Origin of the sequence: Acinetobacter sp. YH12219, assembly GCF_013417875.1 — a bacterium.
GTDB lineage: Bacteria > Pseudomonadota > Gammaproteobacteria > Pseudomonadales > Moraxellaceae > Acinetobacter > Acinetobacter amyesii.
This window is the reverse complement of record NZ_VPDC01000020.1, coordinates 12959-28594: the sequence shown is the minus strand read 5'-3', so window position 1 is coordinate 28594 and position 15636 is coordinate 12959. Positions and strand designations below refer to the sequence as shown.

The 15636-nt window shown below is 42.1% G+C and carries 14 protein-coding genes and 3 pseudogenes; 12 read left to right on the top strand and 5 right to left on the bottom strand.

The annotated features are described in order from the left end of the window. The first annotated feature begins 79 nt into the window (after positions 1-79). Positions 80-721, top strand: a complete 642-nt coding sequence (locus tag FTV04_RS13100; protein ID WP_180089865.1) for a 4'-phosphopantetheinyl transferase superfamily protein — start codon at positions 80-82, stop codon at positions 719-721. An 85-nt stretch (positions 722-806) separates the two neighbouring features. On the opposite strand, the gene FTV04_RS13095 is transcribed toward FTV04_RS13100, so the two are convergent. Beyond that, complete coding sequence (locus tag FTV04_RS13095) at positions 807-1226, bottom strand: hypothetical protein (protein ID WP_180089863.1); 420 nt, start codon at positions 1224-1226, stop codon at positions 807-809. Positions 1227-1391: 165 nt separating this feature from the next. Continuing rightward, a complete protein-coding gene (locus tag FTV04_RS13090; protein WP_180005383.1) occupies positions 1392-2168 on the bottom strand; it encodes an SDR family oxidoreductase in 777 nt (258 codons plus the stop codon). Between the two features lie 104 nt (positions 2169-2272). Between FTV04_RS13090 and mazG the strand changes: the two genes are divergently transcribed. From mazG to yjgA, 9 genes are all read left to right on the top strand, one after another. Next, positions 2273-3067 (top strand): nucleoside triphosphate pyrophosphohydrolase, encoded by a 795-nt coding sequence (mazG, locus tag FTV04_RS13085; protein ID WP_180020991.1) that lies wholly within the window; start codon positions 2273-2275, stop codon positions 3065-3067. Between the two features lie 37 nt (positions 3068-3104). After that, positions 3105-3476 (top strand): ComEA family DNA-binding protein, encoded by a 372-nt coding sequence (locus FTV04_RS13080; protein ID WP_257221047.1) that lies wholly within the window; start codon positions 3105-3107, stop codon positions 3474-3476. 134 nt (positions 3477-3610) lie between these two features. Continuing rightward, on the top strand, positions 3611-5080 hold the full coding sequence (pcnB, locus tag FTV04_RS13075; RefSeq protein ID WP_180089859.1) for a polynucleotide adenylyltransferase PcnB: 1470 nt from the start codon (positions 3611-3613) through the stop codon (positions 5078-5080). Next, positions 5077-5562, top strand: a complete 486-nt coding sequence (gene folK / locus FTV04_RS13070) for a 2-amino-4-hydroxy-6-hydroxymethyldihydropteridine diphosphokinase (protein ID WP_180005386.1) — start codon at positions 5077-5079, stop codon at positions 5560-5562. The genes pcnB and folK overlap by 4 nt, the downstream gene beginning before the upstream one ends. 46 nt (positions 5563-5608) lie before the next feature. Further along, positions 5609-6418: a 3-methyl-2-oxobutanoate hydroxymethyltransferase gene (gene panB, locus FTV04_RS13065; protein ID WP_180007226.1), complete on the top strand. Its 810-nt coding sequence runs from the start codon at positions 5609-5611 to the stop codon at positions 6416-6418. 3 nt (positions 6419-6421) lie between these two features. Further along, positions 6422-7270 carry a pantoate--beta-alanine ligase gene (panC, locus tag FTV04_RS13060; protein ID WP_180089857.1) on the top strand — a complete coding sequence of 283 codons (849 nt, stop codon included), beginning with the start codon at positions 6422-6424 and terminating at the stop codon, positions 7268-7270. Between the two features lie 22 nt (positions 7271-7292). Further along, positions 7293-8144, top strand: coding sequence for an RNase adapter RapZ (gene rapZ / locus FTV04_RS13055; RefSeq protein ID WP_078189595.1), 852 nt, complete (start codon positions 7293-7295; stop codon positions 8142-8144). Next, positions 8141-8410, top strand: coding sequence for an HPr family phosphocarrier protein (locus FTV04_RS13050; RefSeq protein WP_067763492.1), 270 nt, complete (start codon positions 8141-8143; stop codon positions 8408-8410). The genes rapZ and FTV04_RS13050 overlap by 4 nt, the downstream gene beginning before the upstream one ends. 2 nt (positions 8411-8412) lie before the next feature. After that, entirely contained in the window at positions 8413-8946 is a 534-nt protein-coding gene (gene yjgA, locus FTV04_RS13045; protein WP_078189593.1) for a ribosome biogenesis factor YjgA, read from the top strand. A 175-nt stretch (positions 8947-9121) separates the two neighbouring features. Here yjgA and FTV04_RS13040 read toward each other — a convergent pair whose 3' ends face one another. Further along, the gene (locus FTV04_RS13040) at positions 9122-10762 is read right to left on the bottom strand and encodes an acyl-CoA synthetase (protein WP_180089855.1); all 1641 of its coding nucleotides are present in this window, start codon (positions 10760-10762) and stop codon (positions 9122-9124) included. A gap of 537 nt (positions 10763-11299) precedes the next feature. Here FTV04_RS13040 and FTV04_RS13035 point away from each other — a divergent pair. Next, positions 11300-12580: pseudogene (locus FTV04_RS13035) on the top strand (D-arabinono-1,4-lactone oxidase). A gap of 58 nt (positions 12581-12638) precedes the next feature. Then, positions 12639-13790, top strand: coding sequence for an alanine racemase (locus FTV04_RS13030; RefSeq protein ID WP_180007230.1), 1152 nt, complete (start codon positions 12639-12641; stop codon positions 13788-13790). Between the two features lie 63 nt (positions 13791-13853). Here FTV04_RS13030 and FTV04_RS16855 read toward each other — a convergent pair. Next, positions 13854-14821: pseudogene (locus FTV04_RS16855) on the bottom strand (FMN-binding glutamate synthase family protein). Between the two features lie 363 nt (positions 14822-15184). Further along, positions 15185-15394 (bottom strand): annotated as a pseudogene (locus FTV04_RS13020) (Rieske 2Fe-2S domain-containing protein); the annotation flags it as partial. Between the last annotated feature and the right edge of the window lie 242 nt (positions 15395-15636).

Genomic DNA, 15636 nt, shown 5'->3' with positions numbered 1-15636 from the left:
TGTGGTGTATTTTGTGTCGGAGAGTCGCATAAAATATAGCGTCATGGACGTAGTGTAAAAGATATTGGATCAACAACTTATGGCGAAAATTCAGCTTGAATATAGTGCAATTACTGACTTCTTTGTGGAGCCGCATGGCTTGAGTCGTCAAGAGGTAATTGCCGTGCGTAAACAAGCCATTTACCAATATCGAAATCAATTACTCGGGCAGCGGCTAAATAGGTCAGTTGAAAATTCAGATTTTTCAAAGTCTGCGTTTGGTAAGCCTTTTCTTCCTGATTTGCCACATTTTCATTTTAATCATAGTCATAGCCAGCAGCATTATGTATTGGCCAGCAGTGAAAAAATCGCCAATATTGGTGTGGATATTGAAGATTTAAATCGAAAAGTTCGTTTTGATGCGATGGCTCAACACAGCTTTCATCCCGAAGAATTGCTCAATTGGGACAGTTGTGAGCATGATCCTGATTTTTGGTTTAAAGTTTGGACCACCAAAGAGGCGGTACTTAAAGCGTCGGGTTTAGGGATTCGAGTGAACCTGAATGAACTTAATACGCAGTGTCATCCTGAGCAGAATGGTGGGATGTGTAGTCACCCCGCTATTGGCACTTTTGCTTATCAGAATATTCAACTGCCGCATGTGATGTTGACGGTGGCATGGCAAAGTGAACAATCTTGCCGAGGTTTTCATTTGCCTAATATTGAGTTGAATGTCTTATAAATCGGTATGAAATAAAATCATCATGAAAAAAGCCCTGTTCTGGCTGAACAGGGCTTTTTTTAAATCAATCTAAACTGGCTTTAGATTAGATTTTGCATTTTTTAGAACCTTGGTAGATACCAATGTTGTCGATGTTTGCTTGAGCAGCAGATTTGTTTGCTTGTTGAAGTTCAAGGTTGCCTGCTTCTGAAGTATCTTGCTCACCAGCCAAGCTGTTTGCAATGTTGCTTGCACGAGCAGCTTTTTCAGAGTTACCACCGAAAGCAGCAAGAGCGCCACCCGCTAAACCAGCAAATTTGCTCAATGATTTGCCTGGCGCTTGAGCAGATGCTTGGATGTTTGCAATGTTTTTGTCAGCAGCTTCTAAAGAGCGCTTAGCATTCGCTTTTTCAACAGCAAGAGTTGCACAATCCATCGCTTTTAATTCTGAAGATGCGAATTGAGTTGTAGCAAAAGCAGAAATTGAAATAGAAGTAACAGTTGCAAGAACAAGTAATTTTTTCATGAAATAATTCACTTTTATTGTTAGAGAATAAACACCCGAAAGTAATGGGCGGGTGAATATTATTCAAAAAAAGGAATTTTGTCCTGTTAAAATGTGACAATTGTGTAACTTTGTGTAATTTTCGTACAAATATGATTGCAAAATTAAATGATTAGTAACACGTTACTATTTGGGTTTTTGTGCAATCCAAATATTACTTAAGCGGTTGACAAATTGCGGGCTAAACTTCGATAAATTAAATAAAAATTTAGCTTTCATCCCCACAGGTGTATGTGTGGCCATTAAGACCGTATCCTTTTTTTGTACCAAGGTATAAATTTGCTGAGCGACATCGCTCGGTTGAAGATTGACGCCCATTTTCTTAATGCTTTGGGCATCCATGTCTTGCACCATCGCGGTTTGAACAAATAAAGGCATCACATCTAAAACGCGAATATTGTATTTTTGCCATTCAATATCTAAGCTTTCAGTGAGCCCACGTACAGCAAATTTAGATGTGGCATAGCTGGCTAAATCTGCTTGTCCATAAATAGCTGAAGCCGAAGAGAGGTTAATCACACGAGCAAAATTGCTTTGTTGTAAATAGGGGAATGCCGCATAGCAACCGTTTATCACCCCTTTGACATTGATATCAATCGTTCGGTGGTGTGCAGACAGTTCCGTATGTTCAAAGCTGCCTGAATACAGAATTCCGGCATTATTGACTAAGATATTCAGCTGACCTGCCCAAGCAACAAATTCAGCTAAAGCGCTTTGCCATTGCTCTGGTTGTGTCACATCTAAAAGCCCAGCTTTGGCATGGCTACCGAGTTCAGCAGCTAATGAGGTGACTTGAGATTGGTTAATGTCGTAGAGCCCAACTTTATAGCCTTGTTGTATGAACAGTCGTGCAATTGCTGCGCCAATCCCTTGTCCTGCACCGCTAATAAAAATACTTTGCATGTTATGCTTCCCTGAATTGAGTTGCTCATTCCCTGAGTGAATTTTGAGCATATCAAATTCTGTAATCGAAACAATGTACTGATGAGTAAATAGCTGGAGTTCACATGGAACAATTATTAGCAGTGATGAAAGAATTACGTGAAAAATGTCCATGGGATCAAAAGCAAACCCCAGAAAGTCTGACTCGTTATGCTATAGAAGAGGCCTATGAAGTTGAAGCGGCGGTTCGTTCAGGTCAGATTGACGATGTGCGAGATGAACTGGGGGATTTGTTGCTGCAAGTGGTTTTTCAGTCGCAGATGTATAGCGAACAAGGCGCGTTTGATTTTCAAGATGTGGTGCAAGCCATTACAGATAAATTAATTCGCCGTCATCCCCATGTGTTTCAGGCAGAGCAGTTTTCTGCACTCAATGCGGATGATGTGGCAACACTATGGAAACAGATTAAACAACAAGAAAAAGCAGGGAAATCAGCATCTAGATTAGATGAGGTTAAACATGCACCTGCATTAAGCCAAGCAGATGAAATCCAAAAAAATGTGGCGAAAATTGGATTTGATTTTCCAGATATTGAAGGGGCTTATGGCAAACTTGAGGAAGAGCTAGGGGAATTAAAAGAGGCATTGGCAGGCAAAAAATCCGACGAAATATTTGATGAATTTGGTGATTGCTTATTTTCACTGGTGAATGTTGGACGTAAGATTGGCATCTCAAGTGAGATGGCACTGTTAAGTACCATTCATAAGTTTAGAAGCCGTTTTGCTTATATTGAAGCACAGGCCACATTACAACAAAAACATGTAGAAGACTTGTCCCTGACTGAAATGGATCAGTTATGGGAACAGGCAAAACAACAATTAAAACAACAGGCTGAATATGCACTACATCCTAAAGAATAAATACTTTACACAACTACTTGTCTTGGTTTTGAGTTTAATGGCAGATTTAACTTTTGCGCAAAGCCCTTCGGGCTATGCGGAATGGAAAGCCATGCAGCAAGCTCAAGATCAACAATTAAAAAAGCAATCTGAGGCCACTAAGTCCAAAGCGACAACTGCACCGAGCAATGCCAACTATTATTTGTCACGCCCCAGCACCCAACAAAATAGTCGAACAGATCAGGTACGCTTAAATACAGCCTCAGTCGATGAACTGCAGACATTGCATGGAATTGGTCAGAAAAAAGCGGAAGCAATTGTGCAATATCGCAAAAATAATGGCTTATTTAAAAGCATTGATGATATTCAACAGGTTAAGGGAATCGGTCCTGCGCTGTTTGCTAAAAATAAAGCAAAATTGGCACTTTAAGTGAAGTGTAAAAAAAAGAATTAGGTTAAGCTCAGCTTGAGCATCGAGATAATCAAATTGCCCTTTGATTGTGTTAGAGATATCATTAGCGACATCTTAAGAATTTTACGTTCAGACGTAGGAGACAGCGTCTTTTGCAAACTTTGCGCGCGTCCAAATGTGGTTTATCAACCACACAATTACCTTCTTCCATTTTAGATGTGATTGATGCCTTAACTAAGGCAGGCTATGAAGCTTATATCGTGGGTGGCGGTGTCCGTGACCTAATGTTGGGTCATGCACCTAAAGATTTTGATGCCGTAACTAATGCGACACCAGCTCAGGTGAAAGAAGTCTTCGGGCGACGTTGCCGAATTATTGGTCGTCGTTTTGAGCTGGCGCATGTCTACTCAGGACGTGAACTGATCGAAGTTGCGACCTTCCGTGCGCCGCCTAAAAAAGCCGTGACTTCTGCTGCGGGCATGATTTTACGTGATAATAATTGGGGTACGATTGAGCAAGACTTTGCACGTCGTGACTTCTCGATCAATGCAATGTATTACCAACCACGCAAAGGTGAAGTGCTAGATTTTTGTCATGCAGTAGATGACATTAAGCATAAAACGTTGCGTTTATTGGGTGATCCACAATTACGTTTTGAAGAAGATCCTGTGCGGATGCTTCGGACTTTACGTTTTGCAGCCAAATTAAACTTTAATATTGATGAAAAAATTCTGGATGTCTTTACTCCAGAACTTACTCAATTGCTGCGTGATGTGTCTCCACATCGTTTATACGATGAGTCACAAAAACTCTTTACCATGGGGCATCTCAATCGCGTCTTACCGATGCTGATCGATTTTGGTATCTGGTATCAATTATTTGCAGATATCAAACCGGTCGTAACGCCATTTATTGAGTTGGCAGCAAAAAATACCGATCAACGTATTTCGATTGGGAAAACCATTAACCCTGCATTTTTCTATGCCGTATTATTGTGGATTCCGTTCCAAGAACGTTGTACGTTCTATCTGAATAAAGGTGTTGTTCCAGCTGAAGCACGTGCTCAAGCGGGCTTAGATGTATTGAAACGTCAAGCTACACGAACCATTATTCCACGCTTTGCCGAAACGTTTATTCGTGAGGTTTGGGAAATGCAAACCCGTTTGCTGAATCCAAAACCACAGCAAATTGAAGCACTTTCAGGTCATGCACGTTTCCGTGCAGGCTTTGACTTCTTGCTGCTGCGTGAAAAATCGGGTGATACAAGCACGCAAGGTATGGGCCAGTGGTGGGATGCTTATCAGCAGATGAGCACTGACGAAAAAGAACGGGCAATTAGCCAATACAATCGTCAACGTGCCAAGAGTCGTCGTAAAGCGGCGCATGAAGATGTGGAAACGAAAACTTCTGCACATCAGCAAGTTGAAATTGAACCACTTGTGAATGAACCAGAAAGCAGAAGTCGCCGTCAACGTAAGCCTAAATCACATGCCAACAGTCCAGCGACAGTGTCAATCGTGGCAGCGTCAGCCAGTGGTGAAATTGGTGCAGATCATCCAATTTTAAAACGTAAACGTGTGAAACGAGATTTGACTCAGGTTATTTTTGGGCCAACACAATGACGCTGACATATATTGGCTTAGGCAGTAATTTAGGTGATTCCCTGCAGATCCTCAGTGAAGCGGTGCATAAACTTGCGACACTCGGTACTGTAAAAGTCTCACAACTGTATCAAAGCCCGCCAATGGGGCCACAAGATCAGCCGAATTATTTAAATGCAGCAGTTGCATTAGAAACTGATCTAGCACCTTTGGCTTTGTTGGATGAATTGCAACGCTTTGAACAAGAGTCGGGGCGTGTACGCCTACGTCATTGGGGCGAGCGTACACTGGATTTAGATTTACTGATATATGGTGAACAGCACATTCAAAATGAACGTTTAACGGTGCCTCATGTTGGTGTTTTAGAACGTGATTTTGTGTTGAAGCCTTTATTGGATTTAGATGAGAATCTACAGATTAAAGGACAACCATTAAAAGATTTACCTATTTTGAATAATCCAAATTTAACTGTATTGGATGCAGGAAACTGGGCCCATCTTTAATTTTTGTATGACCACTTGAGAAAGCCGTCATCTGAGGAATATTGAAATGATTAGTCTAAGTGACTTGAAAAAATTTAAAGCGGAAGGCCGCAAATTCTCCTGCCTGACTTGCTATGATGCGAGCATGGCAAAAGCAATGGAAGTTGCTGAAGTCGATAGTATTCTGATTGGTGATTCATTGGGGATGACCATTCAAGGCAATGACTCAACCTTACCGGTCACTGTTGAAGATATGGCATATCACACTGCGGCAGTGCGTCGTGGCAATAAGCATGCGTTTATTTTGACTGATTTGCCATTTATGACCTATGCCACTTTGAATGACGCTTTGGTGAATTCAAAGACTGTAATGCAAGCAGGCGCGCAGATGGTCAAATTGGAAGGTGGCGCATGGTTGTCAGAAACAGTTGAAGTATTGACTCGTAATGGTATTCCAGTGTGTGTGCATTTAGGGTTAACTCCGCAATCGGTTCATGTGTTTGGCGGTTATAAAGTGCAAGCACGTACACGCGAAACTGCGGATCAACTCATTGCAGATTGTAAAGCTGTGGTTGATGCAGGTGCAGCACTTTTACTTTTGGAATGTGTTCCTGCCCAAGTGGGTAAAGAAATTAGTGAATTGTTCCCAAATACACCTGTGATTGGGATCGGTGCCGGTGCAGAAACGGATGCTCAAGTCTTGGTTCAACAAGATATGTTGGGACTGACGTTTAGTCACGTGGCGAAATTTGTTCGCAACTTTATGAAAGAGCAAGCAGGGGAAACGGCGATTGTGGATGCGTTTAAGGCGTATCATGCTGCCGTACTAGATGGTAGCTTCCCTGCCAAAGAACATACATTCCAAATTGAGCTGTAAGACATGAAAACTGAAACAACGATTCAAGGTTTAAGTGCATCGCTAAATCCTGCACGTGCTGCGCGCAAAATCATTGGTTTTGTACCAACGATGGGGAACTTGCATGAAGGTCACCTCAATTTAGTTCGTGAAGCGCGTAAACTGTGTGATGTCGTGGTAGTGAGTATTTTCGTTAACCCAATTCAGTTTGGTCCAAATGAAGACTTTGACAACTATCCACGTACTTTGGAACAAGATCAGCACTTATTGGCTGAAGTGGGTTGTGACATTGTATTTGCACCGACCGTTGAACAAATGTATGGCAATAAACCGCGCTTAACCAATATTAGCGTGGGCGGTATTACCAATGATTTGTGTGGCGAACAACGTCCGGGTCATTTTGACGGTGTTGCTGTTGTTGTGACAAAACTCTTTAATATTGTTCAACCGAATTTTGCATTCTTTGGACAAAAGGATTATCAGCAACTTGCAGTGATTCGTCAGTTTGTACGTGACTTAAATATTCCACTTGAAGTGATTGGTGTGCCGATTACTCGTGCTGAAGATGGTTTGGCATTGAGTTCACGTAATGGTTATTTAAGTGCGGAAAACCGTGCGATTGCACCAACGATTTACCAAAGCTTGAAAACGGCTGAGGCAGAATTACATGCGGGAACTCAACTGGTAGATGTGTTAGCGAATATTAAAGCAACATTGACAGCAGCGGGTTTTGTTGTGGACTATGTTGAAGTACGCACACCTGAATTACAGAAAATTGAAGAATTTGATCAAGATGTGGTGTTGTTTATTGCGGCTAAATTAGGCGCAACACGTCTTATTGATAATATGCAGGTTAAATATACTGCAGTTTAAAACGGCTATGGGGTAGCAAGCGATGAAGCGCATTTTAATTGTTACAGGACAATCTGGATCTGGAAAGTCATCTGCATTACAGATACTTGAGGATTTGGGCTATTACTGTATCGATAATTTGCCATTGGCCTTACTCCCCGAAATTGTTGAAAAACTTGATTCAGAAAATAATCTTGAACAATTGGCACTGGGTGTGGATGTCCGCAGTACACGTGCAGATTTACAAGAGTTCGATTTGGTTTTTCAACAGCTACAACGCCATGGCTCAGTCGATATTATTTATTTGACCACACGTGATCAGGAATTGATTGCGCGATTCAGTTCATCTCGACGTCCCCATCCGTTGGCAAGTCGTTTCAAAAGTTTAAATGAGTGCATACAGGAAGAAAAATCTTTACTGTTGCCGATTCAATTACGCTCGACAGTACATATTGATACCACTGATAAGAGCGTACATGATTTAAAACATACCTTGCTGTCTAAACTCGGACAGGCAGATAATTTAATTTTGATCTTACAGTCTTTCGGCTATAAGCATGGTATTCCACTCGATGCAGATTATGTTTTTGACGTCCGTCATTTGCCCAATCCGCACTGGGATATGGAATTACGTAAGTATTCAGGATTAGATGAGCCAGTTCGTCAGTTTTTACAACAAAGTGAACAAACCAATGAAATGTTCCAAGATATTTATAATTTCTTGGATAAATGGCTGCCGGCATTTGCCGAAGGGCATCGTCATTACATGACGGTGTCGATCGGTTGTACAGGTGGGCAACACCGTTCGGTATATATCGTAGATAGACTAAAAAAAGCACTTGAGGCAAAATGGTCTATTCAGGTTCTACATAGAGAAATGAAGCACTGGTCATGATCGACACAACTGTTGACGTAATTAATAAACTGGGTTTACATGCGCGTGCATCTGGCAAGCTAATCGAAGTCACGACCAAATTTCGCTCGTCGATTCAAATTGGTAAGGGTGGAAAATTAGTAGATGCCAAAAATATTATGTCTTTGCTGATGCTTGGCGCAGGCAAGGGCACAACTTTACGCTTAGTGATTGAAGGTGCAGATGAAGAAAAAGCTTTATCTGAAATTCAAGCACTGTTTGCAGCAAAATTTTACGAGGCAGATTAAACGTGGCACGTCGACCGAACCGCTATACCGAAGAAGACTTTGAATCCTTAGAAGGACGTGCAAGTAAAACTGAGCAAAAGAAAGCTGTACAACGTATGGCTGCTTTGGGCGAGGAACTTGCAAAACTGAATCCTAAACAGATTAAAAATCTTCCTGTTGAAGAGCGTCTGATCGAAGCACTACTAGATGCACAAACAATTACTTCACATGAAGCACGACGCCGTCAGTTTCAACGTGTAGGTAAATTGCTGCGTAATGAAGATGAAACCATGATTTTATCTTATTTAACCCCACAGCAAGGTGCGAAAAAAACAGCGCAGCTTCAACGCTGGACTGAACGTATGATTGCCCAAGGTGATCCAGTCATTAAAGAGTTCATGAAAGCACATAATGCTGCTGAACATCATCCTATTCGTCAGCATATTTTGCGTATTCAACGTGATATAGCAAAAAATGTAAGTGAAGAAGAACTGACTGCGTCAAAGTTGAAATTGTTTAACTACATTCAACAAGTGGCTTTATTATCTGATAACTAATGCCTTATTAGATAGCCAAGTGCTTAGATAGCTCAATGATCAGATAATTCAACATGATCTGATCATTGAAGCAAAACGTGATGTCTATAATTTCACATCAAAAAAGCGACCTGATCAGGTCGCTTTTTTTTGCTTGAGTATTGAAAAATTCAAGCTTGGCTTTTGAGTTTGAATATTAACCAAATTCACCAACAGCGCGCTCTTTAGCCCATTCACGTAAAACAAACTTTTGAAGTTTACCTGTCGAGGTTTTTGGAATTTCGGTAATCACTACATCTTTAGGTACTTTGAAACGTGCAAGATGTTGTTTACAGAATTCGATCAGTTCTTCAGGTGTTGCCTCTTTGCCTGTTTTCAATTCAATGAAGGCACAAGGCACTTCTTGCCAACGAGGGTCGGGTTTTGCAACCACTGCAGCGGTCAGTACTGCAGGATGTTGATACAGAATTTCTTCCACTTCGAGCGATGAAATATTTTCACCCCCTGAAATGATCACATCTTTAGAGCGGTCAGTAATTTTGGCATAACCGTCGGGTTGGCAGACGGCTAAATCACCGGTATGGAACCAACCACCGGCAAAAGCTTCAGCCGTTGCTTCAGGGTTTTTCAAATAACCTTTCATTACGATGTTGCCACGGAACATGATTTCACCCATGGTCTGGCCATCATGCGGAACAGGTAACATGGTTTCAGGATCAATGACTTTCATGCCATCTTGAAGCGGGTATGGCACACCTTGGCGAGAATGCAACTGTGCTTGTTCTTGAATGGAAAGATCAGACCAGCCTGCTTGCGATGCGCAAAGTGCCGATGGACCATAGGTTTCAGTCAAACCGTAAACATGTGTGACATTGATGCCAATATTACGCATCCCTTCAATAATCGCTGCAGGAGGCGCTGCACCAGCTACCATCACTTCAACGCGATGGTCAAATTGCGCTTTTTTCTCTTCAGGCGTGTTGATCAGCATTGAAAGTACGATTGGCGCACCGCAGAAATAATCTACTTTGTGCTCTGCGATCAGTTTGAAAATCAGTTCAGGGTCGATTTTACGTAGACAAATATTGGTTCCGCCATTGGCTGCCATCGTCCAAGCAAAGCACCAGCCATTACAGTGGAATAGAGGAAGCGTCCACAGATACGTTGCACGTGGCGTCATGCCGCAAGCAATGATGTTACTCGCTGCATTGATATATGCGCCGCGGTGATGATACACCACGCCTTTTGGATTCCCTGTCGTGCCAGAGGTATAGCTTAAGCTAATTGCATCCCATTCATCTTGAGGTAAGTGCCATTCAAAGTTGGCATCGCCTTGCGCCAACCAGTCTTCAAATTCGACTTGTCCAATCGGTTGTGCTGTACCTTCAAATTCAGCATCTGCCACATCAATGACATAAATCTCTTGATCGATTAAAGCTAAAGCTTCTGTGGCAACCTGAGTGAATTCAGGGTCAACCAACAGGACTTTGGTTTCAGCATGTTCCAGCATGAAGGCAATAGTTTTTGCATCAAGGCGTGTATTTAGCGTATTCAATACTGCACCCGCCATCGGTACGGCAAAGTGTGCTTCAACCATAGCAGGAACGTTTGGTAATAACACAGACACGGTGTCGTTTTTGCCAATGCCTAATTGTTGCAATTGATGCGCAAATTGACGACAGCGGTTATACGTTTGGCGCCATGAAATATGACGATTGCCGTGGATAATGGCATCCTGATCAGGATAAATATAGGCTGCACGCTCTAAATAACGTAGAGGCGAAAGTGCCACAAAATTTGCCGGGGTCCGTGGCAATTCATCGTATGCGCTAACCATCGTGGTACTCCAAGTCCATATATATATTTGTTTTAAATCTGACTTAACAATAATTCAGTCCGTAGCTTCTCTGCATTTATGCTTTAGTCGAGTATTTACACTAAGTTTTTAAGTGATTGAAATTGAATAAAATAAAAACAATAATGTAACGAAAATGAACCCTATGGTTCTCAAAATTGATTTTTTAGCATAAATAATTTAGCTGAAAAATATACAGGTGTTGTTGGTTTTTTATACTGATTTTGCCGATGTTTCCGTGTGTGATCCTCTCTATTGATCAGGTTTGAATGATGCTTAACGAATAATGTAGAGCGCTTTGAATAGTCTGTGTGGGGGTATAAACGAATGATTTTTTCTTTAATTGATCGTGGCTTATTTGCTGTTTTATAAAAATAAACTTAAATTTGAGAAGATGCTGAACTTCGTATAATCTAAGTAAAAAATCAAGATGGCTTGTGCATTAACATTGCAAAAGCGGAAATCAAAAATAAAACAATACAGCTGAATACAATAAAAAGTATGGCGATAAGGATGAATATGACAATTCAACACGACATTGCATGGGAAAATTGGTCAGGTGCTCAGAAGTCGATCCCGAAGTCATCTATACAACCGCAAAATCTTGAGCAGTTAATGGATGTGGTGCAATCCCATCCTAAGATTCGTATGGTCGGTGCAGGGCACTCATTTAGCCCTTTGGCAAAAACCACTGATACCTTAGTAAGTTTAGATCATCTCAAAGGCATTCTAGATATTGATGCTGAACGCTGCCAAAGTACCGTCCAAGCTGGCACACGATTATTTGATTTGGGTGAGAAGCTCGCGTCTTTTGATCAAGCACTGATTAATCAAGGAGATATTGATCATCAAAGTTTGGCTGGAGCGATTGCAACAGGGACGCATGGTACTGGACTCGAATTACCGTGTTTATCGGCATTGGTTACGCGTTTCGAATTATTAACCGCGCAGGGCGAATTAATACAATGCAGTGCTGAACAGAACAGCGAAATTTTCCAAGCAGGGCGGGTTTCACTCGGGAGTTTAGGCGTGCTGTCACATGTACAGCTGCAAAATCGGCCGATGTATAAACTCAAAGAACAAACGCGATTATGTCCGCTGAAAGATGTCTTGTAGAATATGCAGCAATGGCAATATGCACATCGACATATTGAGTTCTGGGCATTCAGTCATGCCGATCAGGTCATTTTAAAAACCTTAGATGAGACGGAAGATGACCTTCAACCGCGGAAAGAACAGTGGTTAGATGACGACGTTTTACTCAAATTTTGTGCAGAATTGACGCGATTTTTTCCGCCACTAAATCCATGGCTACAAAAATTATTGGGTGTTTTTGTCAAACCTTCGATGAGCGTAGATTGGTCAAGTCGAATATTTCCTTCTGCTCGAAATACAAAATTTAATGAGATGGAATACCAGATTCCGCTGCAACACGGGATGAATTGTTTAGAAGAAATTTTGCATACCCTTCGACGTCATAAGGTTCCGATGTTTTTTCCGCTAGAGTATCGACTTGTACGTGGGGATGATATTTGGCTCAGTCCGTTTTATCAGCAAGATTCGGCCTCAATTTCGGTGCATCAGTTCTATAAGCAAGATTATCAAGTCATCTTTAAGCTCGTAGAACCGATTTTTTTAAAATATGGCGGGCGACCGCATTGGGGGAAATTGCATAGCCTAAATGCACGGCAGCTTCAAAATGTGTACCCCAAGTGGCAGAATTTTTTTAATATTCGACAAGAATTAGATCCGAAGCAAAAGTGGCTCAGTCCCGAGCTACAGCAGTTACTGATTGATTAAGCATCGTGGAAAGTTAAACATTGAAGACCAATTGAACGATATGAAAAAGGGGGATGGCATGGATGCATATTTTCAACAGTTGAATACGCTGTTAAAGCTAAAAGGCACTGGGATGCCCCAGTTAATCGTGGATGTTGATGCATTAAATCACAACTTGGTGGTCACTCAGCAGCAAATGCCAAAAGGGCTGCATCCGCGCTTGGTGGTGAAATCCTTGGCCTGCATGGCATTGCTTCAACACTGTGCTACTCAGCTTCAGGCACAGCGTTTCATGCTATTTCATTTTGCACATCTAAAAACGCTTTTCGAATCGATTCCGCAAGCCGATGTGTTGTTTGGAAAACCGATGCCGATTCAGGCCTTAAACCATGCAGACAAGGCATTTTTGCAGGCAACGCAATCGCAAGTGCAATGGCTGATTGATAGTGAACAGCGTTTAGCCCAATACCTCAAATTTGCTGAGCAGCATCAACTGTGTCTACGCATCAATATTGAAATCGATGTGGGGCTACACCGTGGAGGCCTGAAAACGATCAATGAGCTAAAGGCTGTTTTGGATGTAATCGTTCAACATCCCCAACATTTAAAATTTTCAGGATTGATGGGCTATGACGCACATGTGGCGAAGATTCCACGGCTGATCCAATCTGCTGAACAGACTTATCAACAGTCCCAGCAAAGTTATCAACAATTCAAAGCTTATGTACAACAGCACTATCCAACTTTATGTGATGAACACACCTGTTGGAATGGTGGTGGTAGTCCTAGTTTTAGTTTTCATTGTCAGCAGAGTGTCTGTAACGAAGTCTCGTTTGGCTCGATGTTATTAAAACCTGCAGATTTTGAATTGAAAAAATTGCACGCTTTTCAAAGTGCCTTATGGATCGCCGCACCCGTGCTAAAAGTGTTGCCAAGGACAGAATTACCACAGTTAGAATGGCTCAGTCGTTGGGCAAAGTCTCAGGCTGTGTTTATTTATGGAGGTTATTGGCGTGGGGACTATGTTTATCCTCAAGGCAGTCAGCCCCATGCATTATATGGTCGCAGTAGTAATCAGGAACTTGTGCAAATTCCACAGACAAGCAGCATAGACGTAGATGATTATATTTTTTTACGTCCTGCACAAAGTGAAATGATCATCCCTCAATTTGCACAGCTTTGGTTGTACCAAGCCGCTCAATTCATGGCCTTTGAAACCTTCAGAGAATAAAAAAGAGCCCGTATGGACTCTTTTTAGGTTCAATGGTTTTGAAAAAAGCTCATGATTTGAAGCTTACTCAAATCCACTGTAGTGAATACCCGTGAGGTTCGACATTTCTTTTTTCCATGTGGTCAGGTCATCTTTGCAGAATTGATTGAGATGATGATGTCCGCAGGCACGTGCCATGACTTGCATCAATTCCACAGAAGCATTTAAAAAATTCGCTAGTTGTTGTGCCGATTTGTCTATTTCTAAACGACGACGTAAATGATCTTGTTGTGTGGCAATGCCCACAGAACAATCATTGGTCTGACAGGCACGCATACCTAAACAGCCTATGGCTTGCATGGCAGAGTTTGAAATCGCGATGGCATCGGCACCTAAAGCCAGTGCCTTAATAAAATCTGCGGGTACACGAAGTCCACCTGTGATCACTAAACTAATATCTGACCGTCCTAAACGGTCTAAATGACGACGTGCTCGTGCAAGCGCAGGAATGGTTGGTACTGAGATATTGTCACGGAATAAGGTTGGGGCTGCACCTGTACCACCGCCACGTCCATCTAAAATAATATAGTCCACACCAATGCTCAGAGCCGCGTCAATATCACGTTCAATATGCTGTGCGGAGAGCTTATAGCCGATCGGGATGCCGCCGGTCTCGGCTCGGATATATTCTGCAAATTCACGATATTGTGAAAGATGAGTCCAGTCGGGGAAGGTTGCAGGAGAAATGGCTGCGGTGCCTTCTGGTAATTTGCGCACTTCTGCAATTTTTCCAACCACTTTATGGCCTGGCAGATGTCCTCCAGTACCTGTTTTTGCCGCTTGACCGCCTTTAAAATGAAAGGCCTGACACTTTTTGACTTTTTCGATGTCATAGCCAAACGACCAGACGCGAGTTCATAAAAATAACGGGAGTTAGCCGCTTGTTCCTCAGTAAGCATTCCGCCTTCACCTGAGCAAATGCCTGTACCTGCAAGTTCAGCACCTGTTGCAAGGGCAACTTTGGCTTCTTGAGATAGCGCACCAAAACTCATATCTGACACAAACACGGGAATGTTGAGTTTTAAAGGTTTTTTAGCATTTGGGCCAATCACCACTTCGGTTGCTACGGGTGCATTATCTAACAATGGAATTTTCCACAGTTGTGCGGTGATCAGTTGAATATCATCCCATTTCGGAAGTTGATTGAAAGGCACGCCCATTGCCGCTGTCGGGCCATGATGTCCAAATTTACTTAAGCCATTTCGTGCGAGTTCCAAGATCAATTTATTATATGGTTCTTCTGGCGCGGGCGCGGAGTCAGCATATAGGCCTTGGTATTGATCACGCTTATATTGTTGAGGATTTCTTTTTTCCCACGCTTGAATTTCTTCAAGATCGACATACACCTGATCGCCTTACACCCACGCTTTAAACTTTTGCAGATTTTTATTCAGATAACGTGGGTTGATGCCAGTTTTATAAATATAGTGAGAGCCATGCAGCCCACAGACGATTTTATCTCCTTGAATATGGGCATCGGCCATGAGTGCGCCGCGATGCTGACAGCGACCATACATGACCACGACTTGTTCTACATCATCATCTTCGAGCCGTAAGACCACAAGATCGACATTGGCTGCAAGGGCATAAGCGGGTTTGGAGCGGTTTTAAACTAGACCAAGATATAAGTGAATGTGCTTGCATGATACCTGCCTACATAGAGAGTTCAGTGGGTATAGGTGTTCGAAATTCGGAATAATTTTATGAATTAGAACGTGATTATTATGTTGACAGCATAAAGCGCATTTCGGCTGAAATCTGTTTGAATTATCAGGAGTCTTGTAAAAGGCGGCAGAAAAATCAACTT

Coding starts and splice junctions, on each gene's coding strand:
- FTV04_RS13100 (WP_180089865.1), top strand. CDS start 80: ATGGCGAAAATTCAGCTTGAATATAGTGCAATTACTGACTTCTTTGTG.
- FTV04_RS13095 (WP_180089863.1), bottom strand. CDS start 1,226: ATGAAAAAATTACTTGTTCTTGCAACTGTTACTTCTATTTCAATTTCT.
- FTV04_RS13090 (WP_180005383.1), bottom strand. CDS start 2,168: ATGCAAAGTATTTTTATTAGCGGTGCAGGACAAGGGATTGGCGCAGCA.
- mazG (WP_180020991.1), top strand. CDS start 2,273: ATGGAACAATTATTAGCAGTGATGAAAGAATTACGTGAAAAATGTCCA.
- FTV04_RS13080 (WP_257221047.1), top strand. CDS start 3,105: ATGGCAGATTTAACTTTTGCGCAAAGCCCTTCGGGCTATGCGGAATGG.
- folK (WP_180005386.1), top strand. CDS start 5,077: ATGACGCTGACATATATTGGCTTAGGCAGTAATTTAGGTGATTCCCTG.
- panB (WP_180007226.1), top strand. CDS start 5,609: ATGATTAGTCTAAGTGACTTGAAAAAATTTAAAGCGGAAGGCCGCAAA.
- panC (WP_180089857.1), top strand. CDS start 6,422: ATGAAAACTGAAACAACGATTCAAGGTTTAAGTGCATCGCTAAATCCT.
- rapZ (WP_078189595.1), top strand. CDS start 7,293: ATGAAGCGCATTTTAATTGTTACAGGACAATCTGGATCTGGAAAGTCA.
- FTV04_RS13050 (WP_067763492.1), top strand. CDS start 8,141: ATGATCGACACAACTGTTGACGTAATTAATAAACTGGGTTTACATGCG.
- FTV04_RS13040 (WP_180089855.1), bottom strand. CDS start 10,762: ATGGTTAGCGCATACGATGAATTGCCACGGACCCCGGCAAATTTTGTG.
- FTV04_RS13030 (WP_180007230.1), top strand. CDS start 12,639: ATGGATGCATATTTTCAACAGTTGAATACGCTGTTAAAGCTAAAAGGC.